At 60.8% G+C, this 4,434-nt stretch carries 6 protein-coding genes and 1 pseudogene; all 7 read right to left on the minus strand.

Annotation, left to right across the window (positions count from 1 at the left end):
- A partial coding sequence (locus tag Q0072_RS10400; RefSeq protein WP_298329460.1) for a hypothetical protein occupies positions 1–457 on the minus strand: 457 nt, incomplete at its 3' end.
- Entirely contained in the window at positions 454–867 is a 414-nt protein-coding gene (locus Q0072_RS10405; protein WP_298329464.1) for a hypothetical protein, read from the minus strand. The genes Q0072_RS10400 and Q0072_RS10405, both read right to left, overlap by 4 nt.
- Positions 864–1,181, minus strand: a complete 318-nt coding sequence (locus Q0072_RS10410; protein WP_298329468.1) for a hypothetical protein — start codon at positions 1,179–1,181, stop codon at positions 864–866. Before Q0072_RS10410 ends, Q0072_RS10405 begins: the two co-directional genes overlap by 4 nt.
- On the minus strand, positions 1,178–1,486 hold the full coding sequence (locus tag Q0072_RS10415; RefSeq protein ID WP_298329470.1) for a hypothetical protein: 309 nt from the start codon (positions 1,484–1,486) through the stop codon (positions 1,178–1,180). Before Q0072_RS10415 ends, Q0072_RS10410 begins: the two co-directional genes overlap by 4 nt.
- Before the next feature lie 413 nt (positions 1,487–1,899).
- Positions 1,900–3,333 (minus strand): phage integrase SAM-like domain-containing protein, encoded by a 1,434-nt coding sequence (locus tag Q0072_RS10420; RefSeq protein WP_298329473.1) that lies wholly within the window; start codon positions 3,331–3,333, stop codon positions 1,900–1,902.
- A gap of 12 nt (positions 3,334–3,345) precedes the next feature.
- A pseudogene (locus tag Q0072_RS21915) lies at positions 3,346–3,510 on the minus strand (DUF6538 domain-containing protein); the annotation flags it as partial.
- 616 nt (positions 3,511–4,126) lie between these two features.
- The coding region (locus Q0072_RS10425) for a hypothetical protein (RefSeq protein WP_298329475.1) at positions 4,127–4,434 on the minus strand (308 nt) is incomplete at its 5' end.

The raw sequence follows: 4,434 nt of genomic DNA on the forward strand, positions 1-4,434 counted from the left end.
CCCCACGGGCCGCCGCTTCCCATTGCGCATAGGCCATGCGATAGGCCGGGCGGGTGTTGTCAATTTCCGCCGGTGAAAAGGCATGCCCAGCGCCCGCCGCAAGCTCGTGCCGCGTCAGGCCGGTGGCGGTAAGTTCATAGGCCACGCCCGCCGGGCCTGTGTCCGCCATGCCAAGGGCGAAAGCGCGGATCGGCCCTGCTTCACCGTAACGGGGGAGGATATCGGCAAGGGCCTTATCCACGTCCCGGAAGGTCGAGGCATTGCCCCGATAGATTGTCTGGTGCATGTCCGCAACGGCGCTGACCGGCCCGGCAATGACCAGGGCGCTTTTGGCACGGTGCAGGATCAGCAATTTGCGCACATAGCCCAGCGCCTCCCCGGTGGCGGCATTGACCATAAGGGTGTCGGAGCTAAGCCATGCGCCATTGTGCGCAACAGTGGCGACAATCGCTGTCATGGAAGAGACCTCATATTAACGGACATGGTGCCAACGGCAGGCGTCGCTGCTGCTGCGGTCACACCCCAAACGGACGTAAGACCGCCGGGAGCAAGCCCGCCGATTTGATAGGCGGCAACTGCAACGGCTATGGTCGCGGCAATGCGCAGAACCGTCTTACCCGTGCGCCCGCCACGAATAGCCGGGACGATAACGAGGTGCGAACCGGGGGCGGGCTTGATCTCCGCCCAACGGTCGGCGGGTGTCGCCTCCCCATCCAGGGAGACGACCCATTCGATAGCTGACGGCAGGCCGGTCAACAGGTCGGCAAGCGTCACGCCGGGCCGCCATGCCAGTTCGCCCATGGACCTATCGGAAGCGTCCAGCGGGTTATAGCTGACGACGGCATGGATCGTTGCGGCCCCGGTCATGCTGACGCCCCCTTGATCGGGGCCGGCTGGGCCTCTAGTTCTTCCAGCATCCGGACCAATTCCGCGGACCCCAGTTCGTCCAGCAGCCGGACCAATTCCGACCGTGGGTAGAACACCCGGCGGCCCCGGCGGATGGCGGTGGGGGGCCTGGTTACGCGGGGGCGATATCCAGGCCGTGAACGGCGCATGTCGCGAAGCCATGCGCTTGCATCGGTGCCGGGCATGAGTGGCGCGATGGTTGCCGCCACCACAGAGGCGGGCAAGAGGTTGATCGGGTCCGGCGGGCTGAGGATGTCGTCGGGGTCAGTGCTCATTCGTCATCCTCCCCATGGTCCAGCCGGTGGGCCGGGAGCGGGTCGCCATACTGTTCAGCCCCGCTATCCATGACGGTGAACAGCAGTTCGTCATCCGCCTGGATAAGCATGGCCGGAAGGCCGGTCGCACGATCCACGCCCAGCGCTACGCGGGCATTGCCGATGAACGTCTCCCCACCGTCCAGACGGGCGGCCAGAGTGGCGAAGGTTTCGGGGTCGGTTGCCCGGTCGGCGGCATAGGTGGTGTGCGGCCAGTCGGCGGCGGCGGACTGGCGGGCTTCCGCCAGGGTGTTCAGGTCAAGCATGGGTTGCCTCCCCCTTGGCAGCGGGGGCGGAGGGGCGATGCTTGGCAAGCCGTTCAAGAGCAGACCGATGCACGACCTCGCAAACAGAACGCCCTTCGATCTTTGCAATACGGCGCAAAATGTCCCTCGTCTCTAAGCGCAGAGCTACGCCAACATGAGTTTTCATGAGTGACCTCTCTATTTCTGTGCCTTCTTATACAAGGCTGATGCTGTGATAGTTTGTGCATATATTATAAAATAACCTCGATATTACATTCAAGAGGTGTCGAACACGTTCTGGAGCGGGGTCAGATGCTATGTGGTTTTCTAAGACTTCGCCTTGTCAGCACGAAAGCCCTGGCAGCGTGGGCTGCCAGGGTGCGGACGTGCTGTTTCAGATATAGCGGCGGTGTCGCGGCGTGCGCGGGCTGTATTCAGCCGGGCTCGTTTATGTAGAGGTGCGACAATTCAATAGGGGGAACAACCCGCTCTATCACTAGGCGGGCCTCAGCAGGTGACAGGTCGCGTCCATAGCCAGAGCCTACGCTCTGCCCCTCGTGCCCGAACACCTTGTCCATCAATTCTTGAGTGATCCCGGACGCTCTCAGCATCTGACGAAAGTTATGGCGGAGCGAGTAGCCGGTAACGGCCCGATCTGTTATGCCGATGTTGTCAAGGTAGGCGTTCGTCCAACCGGACCAGTCACGAGTCACCTCTCTAAACAGCTTCCGCCCCGCCCGCTCTTCGCCGCGGGCGAAGTCGACGAATCCCGTTTTACGCAGGGCTGGCAGAACCGGAACCAATCTGGGACCGGCGGATGTCTTGGTTGCAGCCTCCCGGAGGTCCAAGCAGAGGATGCCGTGAAAATCCACGAGCGTTGAAGGTGCGTCGGCCAGCTCCTCCGTTCGTGCCCCGGTTAGCAGACCAGCGAGGAAAAAATAGAATCTGCCGTCCCGAAAGACCTTCAACCCTGGTTGGTGACGTAGGTTGAGGCCGCGACAACCGACGAACAGCGGGGAGCGAAACAGCGTATCCAGTTCCGAGGGGGCTAATGCCCGCCGGGGTATCTGGTCCCGCTCCTCTCTTGTCTCTGTTCGCGGCTTCACCTTCTCAGCCGGGTTTTCAGCGATGAAGCCGCTTTCGACCGCCCAGCCGAAATAGCTTCGGACGTGCGACAAGAGTTTGACGATGGTCTCACGTGACAGCCTCTTTCGGCCCGCTCGCTCTATCGGCTTGTCGCGGAGGTAATCAGCAAACGCCTTGATATCTGAGGTGGACACCTCGCCAAGCGGCTTTGCGGCAATCAGGGCTTCGAGTTCCTTAAACGCCTGTCGGTGTGATACGCGGGCTGAATCTCCGATGCTAGGCCGGTCGGCAAAGAACCGCTGTTCCTGAGATCGCCAGGGTTGGGAGGCTTCGACGGAGCGATGCTGTGTTGCCTTGTCCAGCTTAATGGCCGGCGCTTCGGTCGGTGTCTGTAGCATGGCAGGTTGATCCGGGAGCGGGTCGGCAGCCGGAGCACCGTTGTCCATCGCGTCCAAGGTGGACAGCCACGCAAGAGCCAGCGCCCGCATCATTTCTCGATAGGCCGGGCTGTCTCGGTGGATGGGCATGCCTCTGGATTCTAGGAAGGATTCCAGGTGTTCGCGGGTCCAGAACGGTTCACCGCGTTCGATGTCCTTAGCGATCCGGCGACGGAGCTGCGGGCGGGCGGCATCCTCCCACTCAATCACTCCCCGGAGGCTTTCAACGGATGCCGTGGCATTGTGTAAGGCGCGATAGCTGTCCAGTTCCGTCCTGATGAAGTCGTTCACGATCCGGTCAACATCCTGCCGGGTTATGGCTGGGGTAGAGCGAATGATGGACATGGTTCGTTCCCAGGCTGCCCAGACCACGGGCAGAAGGCGTTTGGCGGTTACGGGATCAGTTGTCCCCAGGGTGCGGACAACCTCTTTCCTGCCGGTTATAGCCGCGATGTCACGAGGCAGCCTCATTCGGAAACGGAATACCGATCCACGCCGTTGCAGGTATTGAAGGCTCGTCATTAGGGCCGTGTGTATCAGGGGTGTGTATCACCCCCGGCCCCCTTGCTAACCCGTGATCCTTATCTGCCTGATCTGGCATCGAAAATCGGAAACCTGGCATCGTGTCCCCTTGGGGACGCCAAGCGATCATCAAAAAAGCCCCGCTGGTCGCCAGCGGGGCTTTTTGCGTTTTGGCTAAAGGTTGTCGCCTATCGCGCTCTACCCAACAAAGGAATGGAGGCGACAGCGGCTTTGCACGCCGCCGCCTCATTCGACCTACGCGTTACGTCCGAGGCCAGCGACGCACATGACAACGCACATGCTCGCGGCGCCCAAAGCGCAAGCGAAAGTAAGCGTTCACGAAAACCATGAACGGTACTCCTCAATGTTGGCCCTTGCCAACGAGAGACGTCCATGCGAGTCTAATTTCGCTGTCGTTAGGCTCGTATCGAGTCTCTCGTTGACTACGTCAGCAGGTTCGGGTTTGCCCGCTGCCGATGTAGTGCCGTATGGCCTAGGGTGTCTGGATAAGGGTTGCAGCCCTTGTCTAGACACCCCCAGCCCCATTATCCGTCGGGGCTGTTAGGCAACGGTTTCACTATCTTCTGAAAAGCATCTTCTTAACCTCCTGTGATGTTCAGCCGTTTTCGGGGACGGGCGTTTGCGCGCCCGCTTCCTGCGCTGGATGCGCTGGAAACCAGAGATTGCCACGTTCAGTGATTACACCTTCGGAATGAAGCTTGATAATTGCCATGCGCCTCGAAGAGGGCTTGAGCGTAATGCCCTGCTCTGCTCGTACGAAGCTATCAATATCCTGTTGGCTTATGCCGTCCGGGTGCGCTGATATAGCCTCACGCACAGCATCTTTGACGGACCCTGGAGCCGCGCGCCGAGCAACGCGCGCCCGCGCCGGAGCAGCGGCGATATCAAGTTTTTGCACAGAAG

Origin of the sequence: Asticcacaulis sp. (genome assembly GCF_027484505.1) — a bacterium.
In the GTDB taxonomy this organism is placed as follows: Bacteria; Pseudomonadota; Alphaproteobacteria; order Caulobacterales; family Caulobacteraceae; genus Asticcacaulis.